The organism is Streptosporangium sp. G12, assembly GCF_052983175.1.
Map to the genome: position 1 here is coordinate 24,466 of NZ_JBRIQO010000004.1, position 15,963 is coordinate 40,428.

General features: G+C 71.9%; 12 protein-coding genes. 7 read left to right on the top strand and 5 right to left on the bottom strand.

Annotated elements, in window-relative coordinates; all coding sequences use genetic code 11:
* The first annotated feature begins 167 nt into the window (after positions 1 to 167).
* Entirely contained in the window at positions 168 to 1,595 is a 1,428-nt protein-coding gene (locus ACVCAG_RS07180; protein ID WP_440082920.1) for an aldehyde dehydrogenase family protein, read from the top strand.
* Between the two features lie 36 nt (positions 1,596 to 1,631).
* Here ACVCAG_RS07180 and ACVCAG_RS07185 read toward each other — a convergent pair whose 3' ends face one another.
* Complete coding sequence (locus tag ACVCAG_RS07185; protein ID WP_440082921.1) at positions 1,632 to 2,678, bottom strand: trypsin-like serine peptidase; 1,047 nt, start codon at positions 2,676 to 2,678, stop codon at positions 1,632 to 1,634.
* A gap of 53 nt (positions 2,679 to 2,731) precedes the next feature.
* Positions 2,732 to 3,847: a trypsin-like serine peptidase gene (locus ACVCAG_RS07190; RefSeq protein WP_440082922.1), complete on the bottom strand. Its 1,116-nt coding sequence runs from the start codon at positions 3,845 to 3,847 to the stop codon at positions 2,732 to 2,734.
* 224 nt (positions 3,848 to 4,071) lie between these two features.
* Here ACVCAG_RS07190 and dxr point away from each other — a divergent pair, with 224 nt between their 5' ends.
* The 4 genes from dxr (at position 4,072) to ACVCAG_RS07210 (ending at position 9,317) form a co-directional block, all read left to right on the top strand.
* Positions 4,072 to 5,256 carry a 1-deoxy-D-xylulose-5-phosphate reductoisomerase gene (gene dxr, locus ACVCAG_RS07195; protein ID WP_440082923.1) on the top strand — a complete coding sequence of 395 codons (1,185 nt, stop codon included), beginning with the start codon at positions 4,072 to 4,074 and terminating at the stop codon, positions 5,254 to 5,256.
* 35 nt (positions 5,257 to 5,291) lie between these two features.
* Positions 5,292 to 6,458, top strand: a complete 1,167-nt coding sequence (ispG, locus tag ACVCAG_RS07200; RefSeq protein ID WP_440082924.1) for a flavodoxin-dependent (E)-4-hydroxy-3-methylbut-2-enyl-diphosphate synthase — start codon at positions 5,292 to 5,294, stop codon at positions 6,456 to 6,458.
* Between the two features lie 348 nt (positions 6,459 to 6,806).
* Positions 6,807 to 8,414 carry an alpha/beta fold hydrolase gene (locus ACVCAG_RS07205; protein WP_440082925.1) on the top strand — a complete coding sequence of 536 codons (1,608 nt, stop codon included), beginning with the start codon at positions 6,807 to 6,809 and terminating at the stop codon, positions 8,412 to 8,414.
* 60 nt (positions 8,415 to 8,474) lie between these two features.
* Positions 8,475 to 9,317 carry a GNAT family N-acetyltransferase gene (locus ACVCAG_RS07210; RefSeq protein ID WP_440071148.1) on the top strand — a complete coding sequence of 281 codons (843 nt, stop codon included), beginning with the start codon at positions 8,475 to 8,477 and terminating at the stop codon, positions 9,315 to 9,317.
* A 21-nt stretch (positions 9,318 to 9,338) separates the two neighbouring features.
* Here ACVCAG_RS07210 and ACVCAG_RS07215 read toward each other — a convergent pair whose 3' ends face one another.
* A complete protein-coding gene (locus tag ACVCAG_RS07215; RefSeq protein ID WP_440082926.1) occupies positions 9,339 to 9,716 on the bottom strand; it encodes a DUF3037 domain-containing protein in 378 nt (125 codons plus the stop codon).
* A complete protein-coding gene (locus ACVCAG_RS07220; RefSeq protein ID WP_440082927.1) occupies positions 9,713 to 10,531 on the bottom strand; it encodes a HipA family kinase in 819 nt (272 codons plus the stop codon). Before ACVCAG_RS07220 ends, ACVCAG_RS07215 begins: the two co-directional genes overlap by 4 nt.
* Before the next feature lie 322 nt (positions 10,532 to 10,853).
* On the opposite strand from ACVCAG_RS07220, the gene ACVCAG_RS07225 reads away from it, so the two are divergent.
* Positions 10,854 to 12,923: a protein kinase domain-containing protein gene (locus ACVCAG_RS07225; RefSeq protein WP_440082928.1), complete on the top strand. Its 2,070-nt coding sequence runs from the start codon at positions 10,854 to 10,856 to the stop codon at positions 12,921 to 12,923.
* Positions 12,924 to 12,974: 51 nt separating this feature from the next.
* On the opposite strand, the gene ACVCAG_RS07230 is transcribed toward ACVCAG_RS07225, so the two are convergent.
* Complete coding sequence (locus tag ACVCAG_RS07230; RefSeq protein ID WP_440082929.1) at positions 12,975 to 13,505, bottom strand: TetR family transcriptional regulator; 531 nt, start codon at positions 13,503 to 13,505, stop codon at positions 12,975 to 12,977.
* Positions 13,506 to 13,631: 126 nt separating this feature from the next.
* Between ACVCAG_RS07230 and ACVCAG_RS07235 the strand changes: the two genes are divergently transcribed.
* Positions 13,632 to 15,878 carry an MMPL family transporter gene (locus ACVCAG_RS07235; RefSeq protein WP_440082930.1) on the top strand — a complete coding sequence of 749 codons (2,247 nt, stop codon included), beginning with the start codon at positions 13,632 to 13,634 and terminating at the stop codon, positions 15,876 to 15,878.
* Positions 15,879 to 15,963 lie beyond the last annotated feature (85 nt).

A 15,963-nucleotide genomic window follows, 5' to 3' on the forward strand; every position in this document is an offset into this window, starting at 1 on the left:
CCACGCTCGGGATCATTCAAACCGGTACCTGTAAGGAATATCCCCGAATACCCCTGTTTTCGTTACAGGGGTTGGGGGCGGATTTTATGCGGAACGGTGTGCCGTCCCGGGACTGTTGTGCGGAGTGGAGTAAGGCCGCTTCCGCGCCGGTGACATAGCGTCGAAACATGGACGTGCGCCCCTTCTGGCTCGCCGGACGCCCCGCCACGGGCGAGGCCGAGCTCACCGTGACCAACCCGCATGACGGCCGCGTCGTCGCCGTCTGCTCCGTGCCGACCGACGGCCAGGTCGAGGAGGCCGTCGCCGCGGCGGCGGCCGTGCGCAAACAGGCGGCCGCGCTCCCGATCCACGTGCGGGCCGAGGCTCTCGCGCACGTCTCGCGCCGCCTGGCCGAGCGGGCCGACGAGATCGCCGCCCTGATCACCGCCGAGAACGGCAAGCCGATCTTCTGGGCCCGCGGCGAGGTCGCCCGCGCGGTCTCCACCTTCAGGTTCGCGGCCGAGGAGGCCCGCCGCCTCGGCGGAGAGACCGTGCGCCTGGACACCGAGGCCGCCTCCGCCGGCCGCCTCGCCTACGTCTCGCGCGTCCCGTACGGCCCGATCCTGGGCATCAGCCCGTTCAACTTCCCGCTCAACCTGGTGGCGCACAAGGTGGCCCCCGCCATCGCCGCCGGGGCCCCGATCGTCCTCAAGCCCGCCCCCGCGACGCCGGTCTCCGCGCTGGTCCTGGGCGAGATCCTGGCCGAGACCGACCTGCCCGAGGGCATGTTCTCCGTGCTCCCGGTGTCCAACGACCGCGCCGCCGCGCTGGTCGAGGACCCGCGCCTGCCGGTCGTCTCCTTCACGGGTTCGGCCCCCGTGGGGTACGCGATCATCGATCGGGTCCCGCGCAAGCACGTGACCCTGGAACTGGGCGGCAACGCCGCCGCGGTCGTGCTCGCCGACGCCGACCTCGACTGGGCCGCCTCGCGGATCGCGCTGTTCTCCAACTACCAGGCCGGTCAGAGCTGCATCGCCGTCCAGCGCGTGATCGTCGAGGAGTCGGTCCACGACGACTTCGTGTCCCGGCTCGTCCCGGCCGTCGAGGCCCTGGTCACCGGTGACCCCGCGGACGAGAAGACGCAGGTCGGCCCGCTCGTGTCGGCCGAGGCCGCCGATCGCGTGGAGCGATGGGTCGGCGAGGCCGTCTCGGCGGGGGCCCGCCTGCTGACCGGCGGCACCCGCGACGGCGCCACCTTCGCGCCGACCGTGCTCGCCGACGCGCCGGCCGACGCCGAGGTCTCCCGCGAGGAGGTCTTCGGCCCCGTGATGGTCGTCCAGAAGGTGTCCGGGGTGGACGAGGCGTTCGCCGCGGTCAACGACTCCAGGTACGGGCTGCAGGCCGGGGTGTTCACCCGCAGCCTCGACAACGCCTTCCGGGCGAACCGGGAGCTCGAGGTCGGCGGCGTGATCATCGGTGACGTGCCGTCGTACCGTGCCGACCAGATGCCCTACGGAGGGGTGAAGGACTCGGGGGTCGGCCGCGAGGGCCTCCGCTCGGCCATCGCCGACTTCACCTACGAGAAGGTCATGGTGCTCACGGGCCTGACCCTTTAGAACCGGCCGCGCCTCAGCGCCGCCTCCGCGCCGGGGTCACGACGCGGAGGCGGTGGCGTAGAGGGTCTTGGCGGAGGCGCCGAAGTAGGGGCCGTACATGGTGTGGCGGTCGTCGCTGTACTTGAAGCTGCTGACCGAGACGATCGTGCCGCGGCCGGTGGAGGCGTCGAAACCGCTCAGCCACGGGCCTCCGCTGGATCCGGCGGTCATGTCGCAGCGCATGCCCTGGTCGCCGGTCTGCCCGTTCGGGTCGTCGCGCAGCGGGCCCGCGCAGTAGACCAGGTGCTCGCCGTCGTAGGGCGAGTCGGCGGGGAAGCCGAAACCGCTGGCGAGGCGTCCGCGGGGGGCGCCGAAGGCGATGTCCTGGCCGCCGACGGCGTCGCCGAGGTGCTTGCCGCCGCTGGTGCCGACCGCCACCATGCCGATGTCGTGGCTGTCGTCGCCCTCGCGCGACCAGGGGCCCGCGACGAACATGCGGCGCGCGGTGTACTGCCCGTACGGGCGGCGGCCCTGGCTGTAGCCGGGGACGAAGGTCCAGTTGTCGGCCCAGGCGCCGGTGCCGTCCTTGACGCAGTGGCCGGCGGTCACCACCAGGTCCTTGTTGGCGCTCTTGACCGAGCTGGCCGAGCACACGAAGTCGCTGCCCTTGATGGTGAGGAACACCCGCCCCGTGGTGCGCCCCACCGCCCCGCCGGAGGTCCAGCGGGCGCCCGCGGTGCGGGACGCGGCGCCGTGCGGGCTCCGGCGGGGGGCGACCCCCCGCCCGGCGGCGGAGAGCCGCCCGAGCATCCCGGTGACCTTGGCGAGCCGGTCGACGGGGAGCGCCGAGGCCATCCGGCGGGGGGTCCAGTAACCGAGCACGCGCTCCCGCTCCGACGCGGTGAGAGCGGTCGCGTGCCCGACGACGTCCGGCATGCCGGACGCCGCGCCTGTTGTCTGGGTGAGAGATGTGACGAGGGTCTTCACGGCCCGCTGCCCGGACGCGGTGGCCGTCTGCCAGGTGGCCGTCGCGCCGGTCGTCGGGGCGCTCAGCAACCCGGCGACGAGCGGGGCGGCCGCAAGCAGGGGGAGGCTTGAGGTCATGAAACCCGAGTTTGCACTACGAGGGGTGTTCTTGTGATTACTTCTGGTGAATATCAGGGGGCGCCGGTGGTCTGGGCGGCCTCGTAGACGGCCTGCGCCTCGGTCCCGAAGTAGGGGCCGAACATCCAGCCGGTGGCGAAGGCGTACTTGAAGCTGTTCACCGAGTTGAGGGTGCCCAGGCCGGTGCTCTCGTTGAAGTCGAGGAACCAGGGCCCGCCGCTCGACCCGCCGGTCATGTTGCAGTTCAGCCCGATGTCGCGGGACATCAGGAAGTCGTCGAACGCCCGGCCGGCGCAGTAGATCAGCCTGGAACCGTTGTACGGTGCGGCCGCCGGGTAGCCGAAGGAGTGCATCTGCCGGCGGCGCGCCTGGTTGAAGGAGACGCCCTGGCCGCCGACCACGTCGGTCAGCGACCTTCCGTTCAGCGGGGCCACCACGGCCGAGGCCACGTCGTAGTTGACGTCCTCGCTGTTGTTCCACTGGGGGGTGGTGTAGAGGGTGGTCGCCACCCAGGTGCCGTGCGGCCGGTCGCCGTTGTCGTACCCCGGCACGAACACCCAGTTGCCGTGGAAGGCGCCGCCCATCCGCACGCAGTGCCCCGCCGTGATCACGGTGCTCTTGTTCTCGCTGGTCACCGCGTTCGCCGAGCACGAGGCGTTGCGGCCCTGATAGGTGAAGAACACGCGTCCGGCGGTCTTGACGATCGCCCCGCCGCGGGTCCACGCCGCGCCGGTGGAGGCCCGGACGGCCGCCGAGCCCCTGGTGGCCGTGACGGGGTCGCCGCCGGGCTCGGTCGCGGGGACGGAGACGGGATCGGCCGCGGCCTGGGCCGCGATCGCCCCGGCGGTGAGCCGGGCGCCGTCCTTCTCGGGGACGAGGGCGGCGAGCGGCCGGGCCGCCTCCATCTTCGCCTCGGTCCAGTAGCGCTGGACGGTCTGCTGTTCCTTCCTGGTGTCGGCCGCCTCCTTCTCGACAGGCTGGGGAACGGCCCGTGCCGAGGTGACGCCGCCGCTCGCGCCCGCTGTGCCCGCCGTGCCCGCTGTGCCCGCCGTGCCCGCTGTGGCGCTCGCGCCGGCGTCCGCCGTGGCGCCGTGCGCGATCGTCGTGGAGAGCAGGGTGCTTCCCGCGATGGCGGTGAGAATAGGGACGAGCCGTGCCTTGCGCCGCATATGTACCTCCCGAGGGCCTGTTGCTGTTCCGGGAAGCTAGTGCGCCGTACGTACGCATTTCTCAGGCTTTACAACTATTGATATGACGAAATTCGGACTTAAATACTGACTTTTATCCTGTGTTCCACGCCTAACAGATTTTCGCCATGATCCAGTCCGATCACGAGTGGTACGGCCCGGTACGGCCGATTCGACAGCGCGGTCCGAGCCGGGAGAATGGGGCGGTGCAGCCAGACACCGTTCGTTCCGTCGTCCTGCTCGGCTCGACCGGGTCCATCGGGACCCAGTCCCTCGACGTCATCGCCCGCAACCCCGGCAGGTTCCGGGTGGCCGCGCTGGCCGCCTACGGCGGCCGGATCGACCTGCTCGCCAGGCAGGCGGCCGAGTTCCGGCCCGACGTGGTCGCCGTCGCCGATCCCTCCGCCGTGCCGGAGTTGCGCGAGGCCCTGACCGCGTACGGGGTGGGCGCGCGCGTGCTGGCCGGGCCCGAGGGGGTGGCGGAGGCCGCCGCCTGGCCCGCCGACGTCGTCCTCAACGGCATCACCGGAGCGCTGGGGCTGACCTCCACGCTGGCCGCGCTGGAGGCCGGCCGGGTGCTCGCACTCGCCAACAAGGAGTCGCTGATCGTCGGCGGGCCGCTGGTGAAGCGCCTGGCCAAACCCGGCCAGCTGATCCCGGTCGACTCCGAGCACGCCGCGCTGGCCCAGTGCCTGTGGGCCGCGGGGCCCACCGGCCCCGACGCCTCCGCCGTGCGCCGCCTGGTCGTCACCGCGAGCGGCGGGCCCTTTCGCGGCAGGTCGCGCGCGGACCTCGCGGACGTCACCCCCGAGCAGGCCCTCGCCCATCCCACCTGGTCGATGGGGCCGGTCATCACGGTGAATTCCGCCACACTCGTCAACAAGGGACTCGAGGTCATCGAGGCCCATCTGCTCTTCGACATCGGCTTCGACCGCATCGAGGTCGTCGTCCACCCGCAGTCGGTCATCCACTCGATGGTGGAGTTCGTCGACGGCTCGACCATCGCCCAGGCGAGCCCGCCGGACATGCGCCTGCCCATCGCGCTCGCCCTCGGCTGGCCCGAGCGGGTCGCCGACGCCTCCCCCGCGGTCGACTGGACCACCGCCCACACCTGGACGTTCGAGCCGCTCGACGACGAGGCCTTCCCCGCCGTCGCGCTGGCCCGGCGGGTCGGCGAGGCCGGCGGCACGGCCCCGGCCGTCTACAACGCCGCCAACGAGGTCTGTGTCGAGGCCTTCATGGCCGGGCGCCTGCCGTTCCCCGGCATCGTCGACACCGTGGCGGCGGTGGTCTCCGAGCACACCGTGACCGAGGCCGGTTCGGTGGCCGAGGTCCTCGACGCCGACTCCTGGGCGCGGATACGGGCACGCGAGCTCACTGGGACTGCCTAGACTGATGAGTGTCGTCGACTCTTCAAGGGCTGAAAATGACTTCTGTTGCTCTCGGAATCCCGTCCGTAAGGACCAGGCCGATCGCCGAGCGACGCATATCCCGTCAAATCATGGTCGGCTCCGTCCCCGTGGGCGGGGACGCACCGGTCTCCGTCCAGTCGATGACCACCACGGTCACCGCCGACGTCAACGCGACGCTCCAGCAGATCGCCGAGCTGACCGCCTCGGGCTGCCAGATCGTCAGGGTCGCCGTCCCCTCCCAGGACGACGCCGACGCGCTGCCGATCATCGCCAGGAAGTCGCAGATCCCGGTGATCGCCGACATCCACTTCCAGCCGAAGTACGTCTTCGCCGCGATCGAGGCGGGCTGCGCGGCGGTCCGGGTCAATCCCGGCAACATCAAGAAATTCGACGACAAGGTCGGTGAGATCGCGCGGGCGGCCGGCGAGCGCGGCGTGCCGATCCGGATCGGCGTCAACGCCGGCTCGCTCGACCCCCGGCTGCTGCAGAAGTACGGCAAGGCCACCCCCGAGGCGCTGGTGGAGTCGGCGCTGTGGGAGTGCTCGCTGTTCGAGGAGCACGGCTTTCGCGACATCAAGATCTCCGTCAAGCACAACGACCCGGTCGTGATGGTCCAGGCCTACCGCCTGCTCGCCGCCCGGTGCGACTACCCGCTGCACCTCGGCGTCACCGAGGCGGGCCCGGCCTTCCAGGGCACGATCAAGTCCGCGGTCGCGTTCGGCGCCCTGCTCGCCGAGGGCATCGGCGACACCATCCGCGTGTCGCTGTCGGCTCCTCCGGTCGAGGAGGTCAAGGTCGGCAACCAGATCCTGGAGTCGCTCAACCTGCGCGAGCGCGGCCTGGAGATCGTCTCCTGCCCCTCCTGCGGGCGCGCCCAGGTCGACGTCTACACCCTGGCCGAGCAGGTCCAGGCGGGGCTCGAGGGGCTGAAGGTCCCGCTGCGCGTCGCGGTGATGGGGTGCGTCGTCAACGGCCCCGGCGAGGCCCGCGAGGCCGACCTCGGCGTCGCGAGCGGCAACGGCAAGGGCCAGATCTTCGTCAAGGGCGAGGTCATCAAGACCGTCCCCGAGTCGCAGATCGTGGAGACCCTGATCGAGGAGGCCCTGCGCCTCGCCGAGGAGATGGGCGTGGAGGTCGACCTCGACGACGACGCCCCGGGTCCCCAGGTCGTCGTCGGCTGACCGCTCGCCCGGCCGCTCGATCCTCTGGTCCCTCCGGCCGCCCGGCCGGAGGGATTTCCGCCCGCCCCCGGGATCGCGCCGGGGCGCGGGCGGCTCCGTGTGGCGGCTTCTCCTCCACGGATCCGTACCGGGGTGGAACGGGCCTTTCGTGAGACCCCCGCGCGTGACCCGTACCGGGGTGGACCGGTCTTTCCGGGACGCCCCCGCGCGGGACCTCCGCCCGGACCTCGTGTCATTACACTTAGCAATCATCTGACTACACTTTGCCAGGCATCCGGCTGTGTTCCGGATGATCGCGCCGCCCCCGGGAGACCATCGCCTCTGCCGTACGAGTAGGGGGATCACACAGTGAAGAAGAGGGTCGTCGGGATCGCCGCGAGCATCGCGATGCTGGCCGCGGCGGTGGGGGTGCCGCAGGGGGCGGTGGCCCAGGAGAGACAGGGGCTGGTCTGGGGGCCCTGCGAGGGAGCGGCCCCGGTGACCGGGGCGGTGCCCGCTCCCGCCGGACGGGTGGACAACCCGATGGAGTGCGCCACCGTGAGGGTGCCGCTTGATTACGCCAACCCGCAGCAGACCATCGGCATCGCCCTGAACCGGATCAGGGGGAAGGCCACCCACGACCGTCTCGGCGCGCTGCTGGTCAACCCGGGTGGTCCCGGGGCGTCGGGCCGGGACCTGGTCAGGGGCGTCGCGGCGGGGCTTCCCGAAGGCCTGGCCGACCGGTTCGACGTGATCGGCTTCGACCCGCGCGGAGTGGGGGCGAGCGAGCCCGCGCTGAGGTGCGTCGACCCCAAGAAGTATTACGAGGCGCCCCGTCCCGACCAGGTGCCGGTCACCAGGCGCGACGAGAGCGTGCTGATCGCCCGGGCCCGCAAGTACGCCCAGGCGTGCGGCGAGCGGTGGAGCTGGATGCTGCCGCACATGACCACCGAGAACTCCGCCAGGGACATGGACGTGATCAGGGCCGCGCTCGGCGAGTCGAAGATCAGCTTTCTGGGTTACTCGTACGGGACCTACCTGGGCGCGGTCTACGCGACGCTCTTCCCCGACCGGCTCAAGCGGCTCGTCCTGGACAGCGTGGTCGACCCGCGCGGCATCTGGTACCGCTCGAACCTCGACCAGAGCATCGCCTTCCAGGACAGGCACGAGGACTTCCTGAAGTGGATCGCCCGCCACAACCCGGTCTACCGGCTCGGCGCCACCGAGAGGGCGGTCTCCTTCGCCTGGAACGCCATGCGGGACCGGCTGGGCGACCGCCCGGCCGGAGGGGTGGTCGGCCCGAGCGAGCTCGACGACGTCTACACCCTGGGCGGTTACTCCGACGCCGTCTGGCCGCAGCTGGCCAAGGCCTTCTCCGCCTACGTCAAGAAGGGCGAGGCGACCCCCCTGGTCAACACCTACCGCAAGCACGCGGTGAACGACGCCAAGGACGAGAACAGCTACGCGGTCTACCTCGCGGTGCAGTGCCGCGACGCCGCCTGGCCGCGCGACTGGGCGCGCTGGCGGGCCGACATGACCAAGGCCAACGCCAAGGCGCCCTTCCTCACCTGGCCCAACGCCTGGTACAACGCGCCGTGCGCGTTCTGGCCGCAGCCGGCGGGCAGTCCCGTGCAGATCCGTGACAACGCCGGGCTGCCGCCGATCCTGCTGATCCAGGGCGAGCGCGACGCCGCCACCCCGTACGCCGGGGCGGTGCGGATGCGCGCCATGTTCCACCGCTCCCGGCTGCTGGCCGTGCCGGGCGGCAACCACGGGGTCGCGCTCAACGGGAACGCCTGCGTCGACCGTCGCCTGGCCGCCTACCTCAGGGAGGGCACCCTTCCCGGCGGCCGACAGGGCTCCGGCGCACCTGACGCCCGGTGCCCCGGAATCCCCGCGCCCGTACCGGTGGTCGCCCCCGCGACCGTCCGCGTGCCCACCGGGCACACGGCAGGACGAGGTGACCAAAGCAGGTAGATGAGAGGCTCTGTGTTGGTTCCTGCCAAATTCGAGGGGGTCGCGTAGGCTGAGCACGTGATGCTGCGCACAACGGCGTCGCGCGTGCTCGACGACAACGATCGAGACGAGGTCCTGGCGCTTCTCGACACCGACCCCGTCGGCAATGTCTTCGTCGCCTCCAGGGTCCGTTCGGTCGGGCTCAATCCGGCCAGGCTCGGTGGCCAGATGTGGGGGTTCGGGCCGCGCGGCGGCCTGACCTCCATCTGTTACGCCGGGGCGAACCTGGTTCCGGTCAACGCCGGTACGGACGCCGTCTACGCCTTCGCCGATCGCGCGCGCAAGCAGGGCCGCCGCTGCTCCTCGATCGTCGGCCCGGCGGACGCCGTGGAGGTGCTCTGGGAGCGGCTGGAGCCGTACTGGGGGGCCGCCCGCGCGATCCGCTGGGCACAGCCGGTCATGGTGATCGGCGAGCCGTCGCCCGTCCCCGCCGACCCGCTGGTGCGCCGCGTCCGGCCCGACGAGTTCGACATCCTGCTTCCGGCCTGCGTGGCGATGTTCACCGAGGAGGTGGGCGTCTCCCCGGAACTCGGGGACGGCGGCGCCCTCTACCGGTCCAGGGTCGCCGAGCTGATCAGGATCGGCAGGTCCTACGCCCGCATCGAGGGCGGCAAGGTCGTCTTCAAGGCCGAGATCGGCGCGGTGACGCCGCACGCCTGCCAGATCCAGGGCGTCTGGGTCCACCCCGACATGCGCGGCCGCGGCCACGCGGTGGCGGGGATGGCCGCGGTGATCAAGCACGCGCTCGACTACTTCGCCCCGGTGGTCTCGCTGTACGTCAACGACTACAACGCCCCCGCCAGGGCCGCCTACCGCAGGGCCGGTTTCGTCGAGGTCGGCACCTTCATGTCGGTGCTCTTCTGAGATCTCTCGCGAGGCCGGGACTCAGGGGCTGCGGACCAGCCGGGTCACGAGGTGCTCCAGCTCGGCCTCCGGGTCCGCGGTGAGGCCGGCGTGGACCGGGCCGGTCTGCACGATCGTGCTGCGCGGAGCGGTCAGCCAGCGGAAGCGGCTGCCCAGCGGTTCCTCGGTCAGGGGCCCCGAGTCACTGCCGCAGGAGCGCTGGTAGGCGCCGAGCGCGTGCCGTACCCCGTCGAGGTCCACCTCGGTGTCGAGGGCGCGCAGGCGCGCCTCGTCCAGCTCCACCCGGGCGCACAGGTAGCCGCGGGACTGGCAGTACAGCAGCACGCCGGCGTTGATCAGCTCGCCGCGCTCCACGCGGGGGATGACCCGGATGACCGCGTACTCGTAGACGTCCTTCACCGGTTGTCCTTCCAGAACGCGCCCACCGAGCCGGTCTTCCTCTCCTGGTCCTGACGGGGCTCCTGGCCCGAGGGCCGCGGCAGCCAGGTGCGCGGTCCCTGGGCGCGGGCCAGCAGGTGCTCGACGTACGCCTGCCGCACGGCCTGCGCCCCGTCGAACCCCGGCTCGTCCTCCAGCCACTCGTCGGGGACCTCGTCCACCACCCCGTCGAGCAGGTCCCTGGTGATCAGCTCGCTGAACTCGGCGTCGGCCTCGGGCATCCGGGTGGCGAAGGGCGCCATCACGTGGTCGCTCGCGTCGAAGTCGCGCAACGGGTTGGCCGAGGGCCAGTTGTGGTGGAACCAGAGCGCCGCGCCGTGGTCGATCAGCCAGGTGTCGCCGTGCCACAGGAGCAGGTTCGGGTTGCGCCAGCTCCGGTCGACGTTGTGGATCAGCGCGTCGAACCAGAGCAGGCGGGAGGCGAACCCGGCCTCGGGGGGCCAGGCCAGTGGCTCGAAGCCCAGCGCGCCCGGCAGGAAGTCGACCGCCAGGTTGTTGCCCTCGCTGGCCTTGAGCAGGTCCTGGATCTCCTCGTCGGGCTCGCGGGCGCCGAGCTGCGGATCGACGTCGATCACCTTCAGCTCGGGCGTACGGAATCCCAGGCGCCGGGCCAGCCCGGCGGACACGATCTCCGCGACCAGGACCCGGCGGCCCTGCCCGGCACCGCGGAACTTCACGACGTGGGTGCCGAGGTCGTCCGCCTCCATGATCCCGGGCAGTGAGCCGCCCTCGCGCAGCGGCGTCACGTAACGGGTGGCTTTGATCGCTTCAAGCACCTCGCCAGGCTACCGGGTCGGCTCGCGGTTCCCGTCCAGGCGGGGGGACGGTCCGCGCGGGGCGGGGGCGGAGGGAAGGGGCCGGGAGAAGGGGGCGGTCCGTGCGGGAGATGGGAAAAGGGTGGGGGAGGGAGGGCGAAGAGAAAAACGGCACGGTGGGCCGGAAGAAAAGGCGGCCGCGTATTCGCGGGGGTGTGTTGTGTCTTGCCCTGACCTGAGCATCACATGAGTGTCACGGTGAGGAAGACAAGACCTTCATTCCCGTTGACTGTCGGCGATGCTTCTTCTTGAGTGAGAAGGGTGGCGGCGAGGGGAGGCTCGCGTGCCGTATGCGCAGCCGCTCAAAACGGGGGATCCGGCGGCGCTCGGTGAGTACGAGATCATCGGGCGTCTCGGAGAGGGTGGGCAGGGGGTGGTCTACGTCGGGGTGCGCCCCGACACCGGCTCCGAGCCCTACGCGGTCAAGCTTCTGCACGGTTCGGTGGGGGAGGATCCCGAGGTCTTCCTGCGCGAGGTGGAGCTGGCGAAGCAGGTGGCCCGGTTCTGCACGGCCCAGGTGATCGGCGCCGGGCTGGACGGCGACCGCCCGTACATCGTCAGCGAGTACGTCGACGGCCCGTCGCTCCACCGCGAGGTCGCGGTCAGCGGACCCCGCGAGGGAGGCAGGCTGGAGCGCCTGGCCATCGGCACGGCCACCGCGCTGGCGGCCATCCACCGGGCCGGGATCGTGCACCGCGACTTCAAGCCGCAGAACGTGCTGCTCGGTCCCGACGGGCCGAGGGTCATCGACTTCGGGCTGGCCAGGGCGCTGGACGCCGCGGCCACCCAGAGCGGGCGCGGCGCGGGCACCCCCGCCTACATGGCGCCCGAGCAGGTGGAGGGCGCCGAGATCAACCCGGCGGCAGACGTCTTCGCCTGGGGCGCCACGATGTGCTTCGCCGCCAACGCCCACGCGCCCTTCGGGCAGGACTCGATCGCGGCCGTCCTGAACCGGATCCTCACCGCGGCCCCTCAACTGGGCCGTCTCGACGGGCTGCTCGGCGCGCTGGTGGTCGACTGCCTGGACAAGAATCCCCGCAACCGCCCCACCAGCAGGGAACTGCTGCTCGCGCTGCTCGGTGACGACGGGGGCCGGTCGGTGATCGAGTCCCGATTCTCGCCGGTGCCGGGATTCCCGCCCGCGCCCGGCGGGCCTGACGCCTCCGGCCCTCCGGTCTCCTCCGGCCCTTCGGCTTTCTCCGCCCAGTCCGGTGCCACGGGCCTTTCCGGCCGGCGAGGCGCGACGGGGACCGGTTGGCGGGCCGGGCTCGGCGGGACCGGTGAATCGGGCGGTGCGTCCTCGGCGGGCGCGCCGCCCGGCGGGCGCGCGTTCCCCGCCGGAGGCGAGGACTTCGACGAGCCCAGGACCCACCCCGGGCAGGCGGCCACCAGGGCCTCGGTCGCGGTCTCCGGCGCGCTGCTGATCAGCGCGGCCGTGCTGGTGGGAGTCCTGGTCCCGGCGCTGAGCGGCGTCGCGCCGGGCGGCGCGCCCGTCCCGCCGGTCGTCCCGGCGGTGGAGTCCACCTCCCAGGGCGACACCACGTCGCACGAGGGCAGGGCGAGCGCTCCGATCAAACCGCTCCCGGCCCCGCCGACGGTCCCGGCCAAGCCCCCGCGCGCGGAGGGCGTCAAATCCTCTCCCCTGCCGCCCCCCGCCGCCACGGTGGTCGTGCCCGCGCTCGTCGGGCTGGATCGTTCCGAGGCGGCGCGTCTGATCAAACAGGCCGGGCTGGTCACCGGGGCCGTCAGGGCGGTCGACTCCGACCGGCCGCTCGGCGAGGTGCTCGCGAGCAGCCCGGCGCCGGGGACCGCGCTGCCGAAGAGGGGAAGGGTCGACCTGCGGGTCTCCGGTGGTACCCAGGTGCCCACGCTGGTCGGCCTCGCCAGGAGAGCCGCCCAGGCGGCGCTGGCCCAGGCAGGGCTGGTCGCCGGCGGGGTCAGCACGCGTTGCTCCGACCGGCCGGCCGGGCGGGTGCTCGCCAGCACCCCCGGCGCGGGCAGGCGCGTCTCCCCGGGGAGCGCGGTGGAGCTCGTCGTCTCCAGGCACGGTGTCCCGGTGCCACCGGTCGCCGGTCAGAGCGCGACCGACGCCTCCAACACCCTCGGCGGGGCGGGCTTCGCCGTACGGACGCGGGCGCGGCTGGTCACCGGCGCGGGCCAGGACGGGGTGGTGCTGGCGCAGAGCATGGCGCCCGGCACCTGTGCCAGGCCCGGTGCGACGATCGTGATCACGGTCGGTGTCGGGGGCCAGAGCGGACCCGGACCCGGGCCGGGGCCGGGGGAGAGCACCGAGCCTCCCGATCCCACGGTCCCGCCGGTACCCGTTCCCGGGGAGGCCGCCCCTTCCGGATGAGACGTCCGGGGTGACGGGACGCGAGGAGCCCCGGGAAGGGGTGCTTCGGAATCAGAAGGAGGCCAGGACGAAGGCCAGGAGGGTCTTCCTGACCTCTTCCTCGGGAAGCTCGATCGTCTTGACCACCGACTGGAGCGAGCCGAGTACGGCCCAGGCCCAGATCCGGCGGGCGGGGTCCGGGTCGGGTCCGGCCAGGCGGCGGTAGATCGCGTCGCGGAAGGCGCGGATGGCCTCGCCGGGGGAGCCGGGGGGCGCGTCGTCGGCGCCGCTGATGTCCTCCATGATCAGCCGGATGATCGCCCGATGCCTGACCGTGAAGGTCACCAGGGCCTCGACGAAGGCGCGGTCGTCGTCGAAGTCGTCTTCGATCAGGGCCACGATGTCCTGGCCGGCGGGTGCGATCAGCTCCGTGGCCAGGCGGTCCTTGGGATGGAAGTGGTAGGCGACGGCCGTCTTCGTCAGGCCGACGGCGGAGGCGATGTCGGCGAGCGAGGTCGCCGCGTAGCCGCGTTCGGCGAACAGCTGGCGGGCGGCGTCGAGGATCCGCTCCCGCGTGTCGTGCCCGTGCTCGAGTGTGGTCATCGTCTCAGTCCCACGCCGCCTAGAGCATTTCCGGATTTGTCCCCCTACTCTTATACCGTAGGTTCTGTACGAGCGTACAGTACGGCTTTTCAGGGCGTTTGACACTCTAAAGCGGGGCGGTCACCGATGTCTGGTTTGCTGGGGCGGCTGGGAAGCTGGTGCGCGCGGCACGGCAAGGCCGTGCTGGCCCTGTGGGTGGTCGCGGCGGCGCTGCTGACAGCGGGATCGGTGTTCTTCCCCGGCCCGGTCAGCAACGACGTCAGCATTCCCGGCACCGACGCCCAGCGGGCCGTCGACCTGATGAAGGACGGCTTCGGTCCCGGCTACGGGGCGGGGAGCTCGGCCCAGATCGTCCTCTACTCGCCCGACGGCCCCCTCATCTCCGAGGACAGGAAGCGCGCGGTGGAGCGCGCCGTGGACCGGATCCGCGAGGTGCCGCACGTGGTGGAGGTGAAATCCCCCTACCAGGTGGGTGGCCTCGCCCCCAGCCTGGAGATCGGCATCATCGCGGTCAAGCTGGAGGGGAACGACACCGCCAAGCCGGCCGAGACCACCAGGCTCCTCTCCGAGGCGGCCGAACCCGCACGGGCGGCGGGCATCGAGGCGGTGCCCGCCGCCTCGGGCAGCCCGGCGGACAAGGAGATCAAGACCGGGACCAGCGAGATCATCGGCGTGCTCTGCGCGCTGCTGGTGCTGCTGCTCGCGTTCGGCACCCTGGTCGCCGCGATGATCCCGATCTTCACCGCGTTGATCAGCATCGCGACCGGGCTCGGCGTGGTGAGCCTGCTCGGCCACGTCGTGGACGTGCCCAAGCAGGCGTCGATCATGGCGACGATGATCGGCCTCGGCGTCGGCATCGACTACGCGCTCTTCCTGCTCAGCAGGCACCGCAAGCTGCTGGCCGACGGCCTGCCGGTCCGCGAGGCGGTCCGCCGGGTGGTCGCCAGCTCCGGCGGCGCGGTGGTGTTCGCCGGGGGCACCGTGATCATCGCGCTCAGCGCGCTCATGCTCGCGGGCTTCCCCCTGCTGCAGACGCTCGGCTGGATCACCGGCATCTCGGTCGTCTGCGCGGTGTTCACCTCGGTCACGCTGGTCCCCGCGCTGCTCGGTCTGCTCGGGCACCGGGTCAACGCGTTGCGCCTGCCGTTCACGGGGCGGCGGGGCAGTCACGGCTCCTCCGGCTGGGCCTCGCTGGGCAACTGGGTGGCCCGGCGGCCGTGGAGCGTGCTCGCGCTCAGCGTCGCCCTCCTGGGCGCGCTGGCCGCACCCGCGCTCGCCCTCAAGCTGGGCCCTCTCGACAACGGCTACGCCGATCGCGGCACCGACACGCGGCGCTCCTACGAGCTCCTGCAGGCCGGGTTCGGGCCCGGCATGAACGGCCCGCTCGTCGTGGTGGCGGACCTGGACACCAGGGTCGTCGACCGGGAGCCGAGCCCGGCCGTGCTGCGGAACCTGAAGGATCGCGTCGCGGACGTCGAGGGAGTGGTCCACGTCGGCGACCCGGTCCTCAACAGAAGCGGTACGGCGGCGCTGGTGCAGGCGATCCCCGCCTACGCCCCCGGTGACCCCCGGGCGCTCGAGGTGGTCAGGGCGGTGCGCGCTCTCGACGTCGAGGGAGCCCAGGTGCACGTGGGCGGGCAGGTCGCCGGCATGGCCGACGCCGGTGACAGGATCGCCGGGCGTACGCCCCTGGTCGTCGGCGTCGTGGTCCTGCTGAGCGCGCTGCTGCTGCTCCTGGCGTTCCGCTCGCCGGTCGTCGCGATCAAGGCCGCGTTGATGAACCTGGTCTCCCTCGGTGCCGCGTTCGGCGCGCTCTCGCTGGTCTTCTCCCTGGGACTGGGCAGCCGCCTGGTCGGCATGGACCCGCCGGTCAGCGCGGACGGCTCCTACCTGAGCACGGTGTTCTTCACGGTGCCGATCGACAGCTACATCCCGCTGATGCTGTTCGCGATCCTGTTCGGCCTGTCGATGGACTACGAGGTCTTCCTGCTCACCGCCGTGCGGCAGGCGTACCTGAAGCACGGCGACAACCGCAGGGCGGTGGCCGAGGGGCTGGGGTCGACCGGCAGGGTCATCACCTCCGCCGCCCTGATCATGGTCGCGGTCTTCGTCGCGTTCGTCGCCTACCCCGATCCCATGGTCAAGATCTTCGGTGTCGGCCTGGCGGTGGCCATCGCGGTGGACGCCACGATCATCCGGGGCCTGCTGGTCCCGGCGACCATGGCCCTGCTCGGCAGGGCCAACTGGTGGTGCCCCGCCTGGCTGGACCGCATCCTGCCCGACCTCTCCGTCGAGGGCCACGAGGAGGACGAGGAGAGGCCGGAGAGGCCGGAGGAGCCGCGCAGGGAACTCGTCGGCGCCGGCCGCGGCTGACGGGAGCGGGCGTCCGCCCCGTGCCGCCGGGAACGCCGGCCGGTGTCCCAGTCGCTTCCAAGTCCTCCCCAAGCGGCCTCCGCCA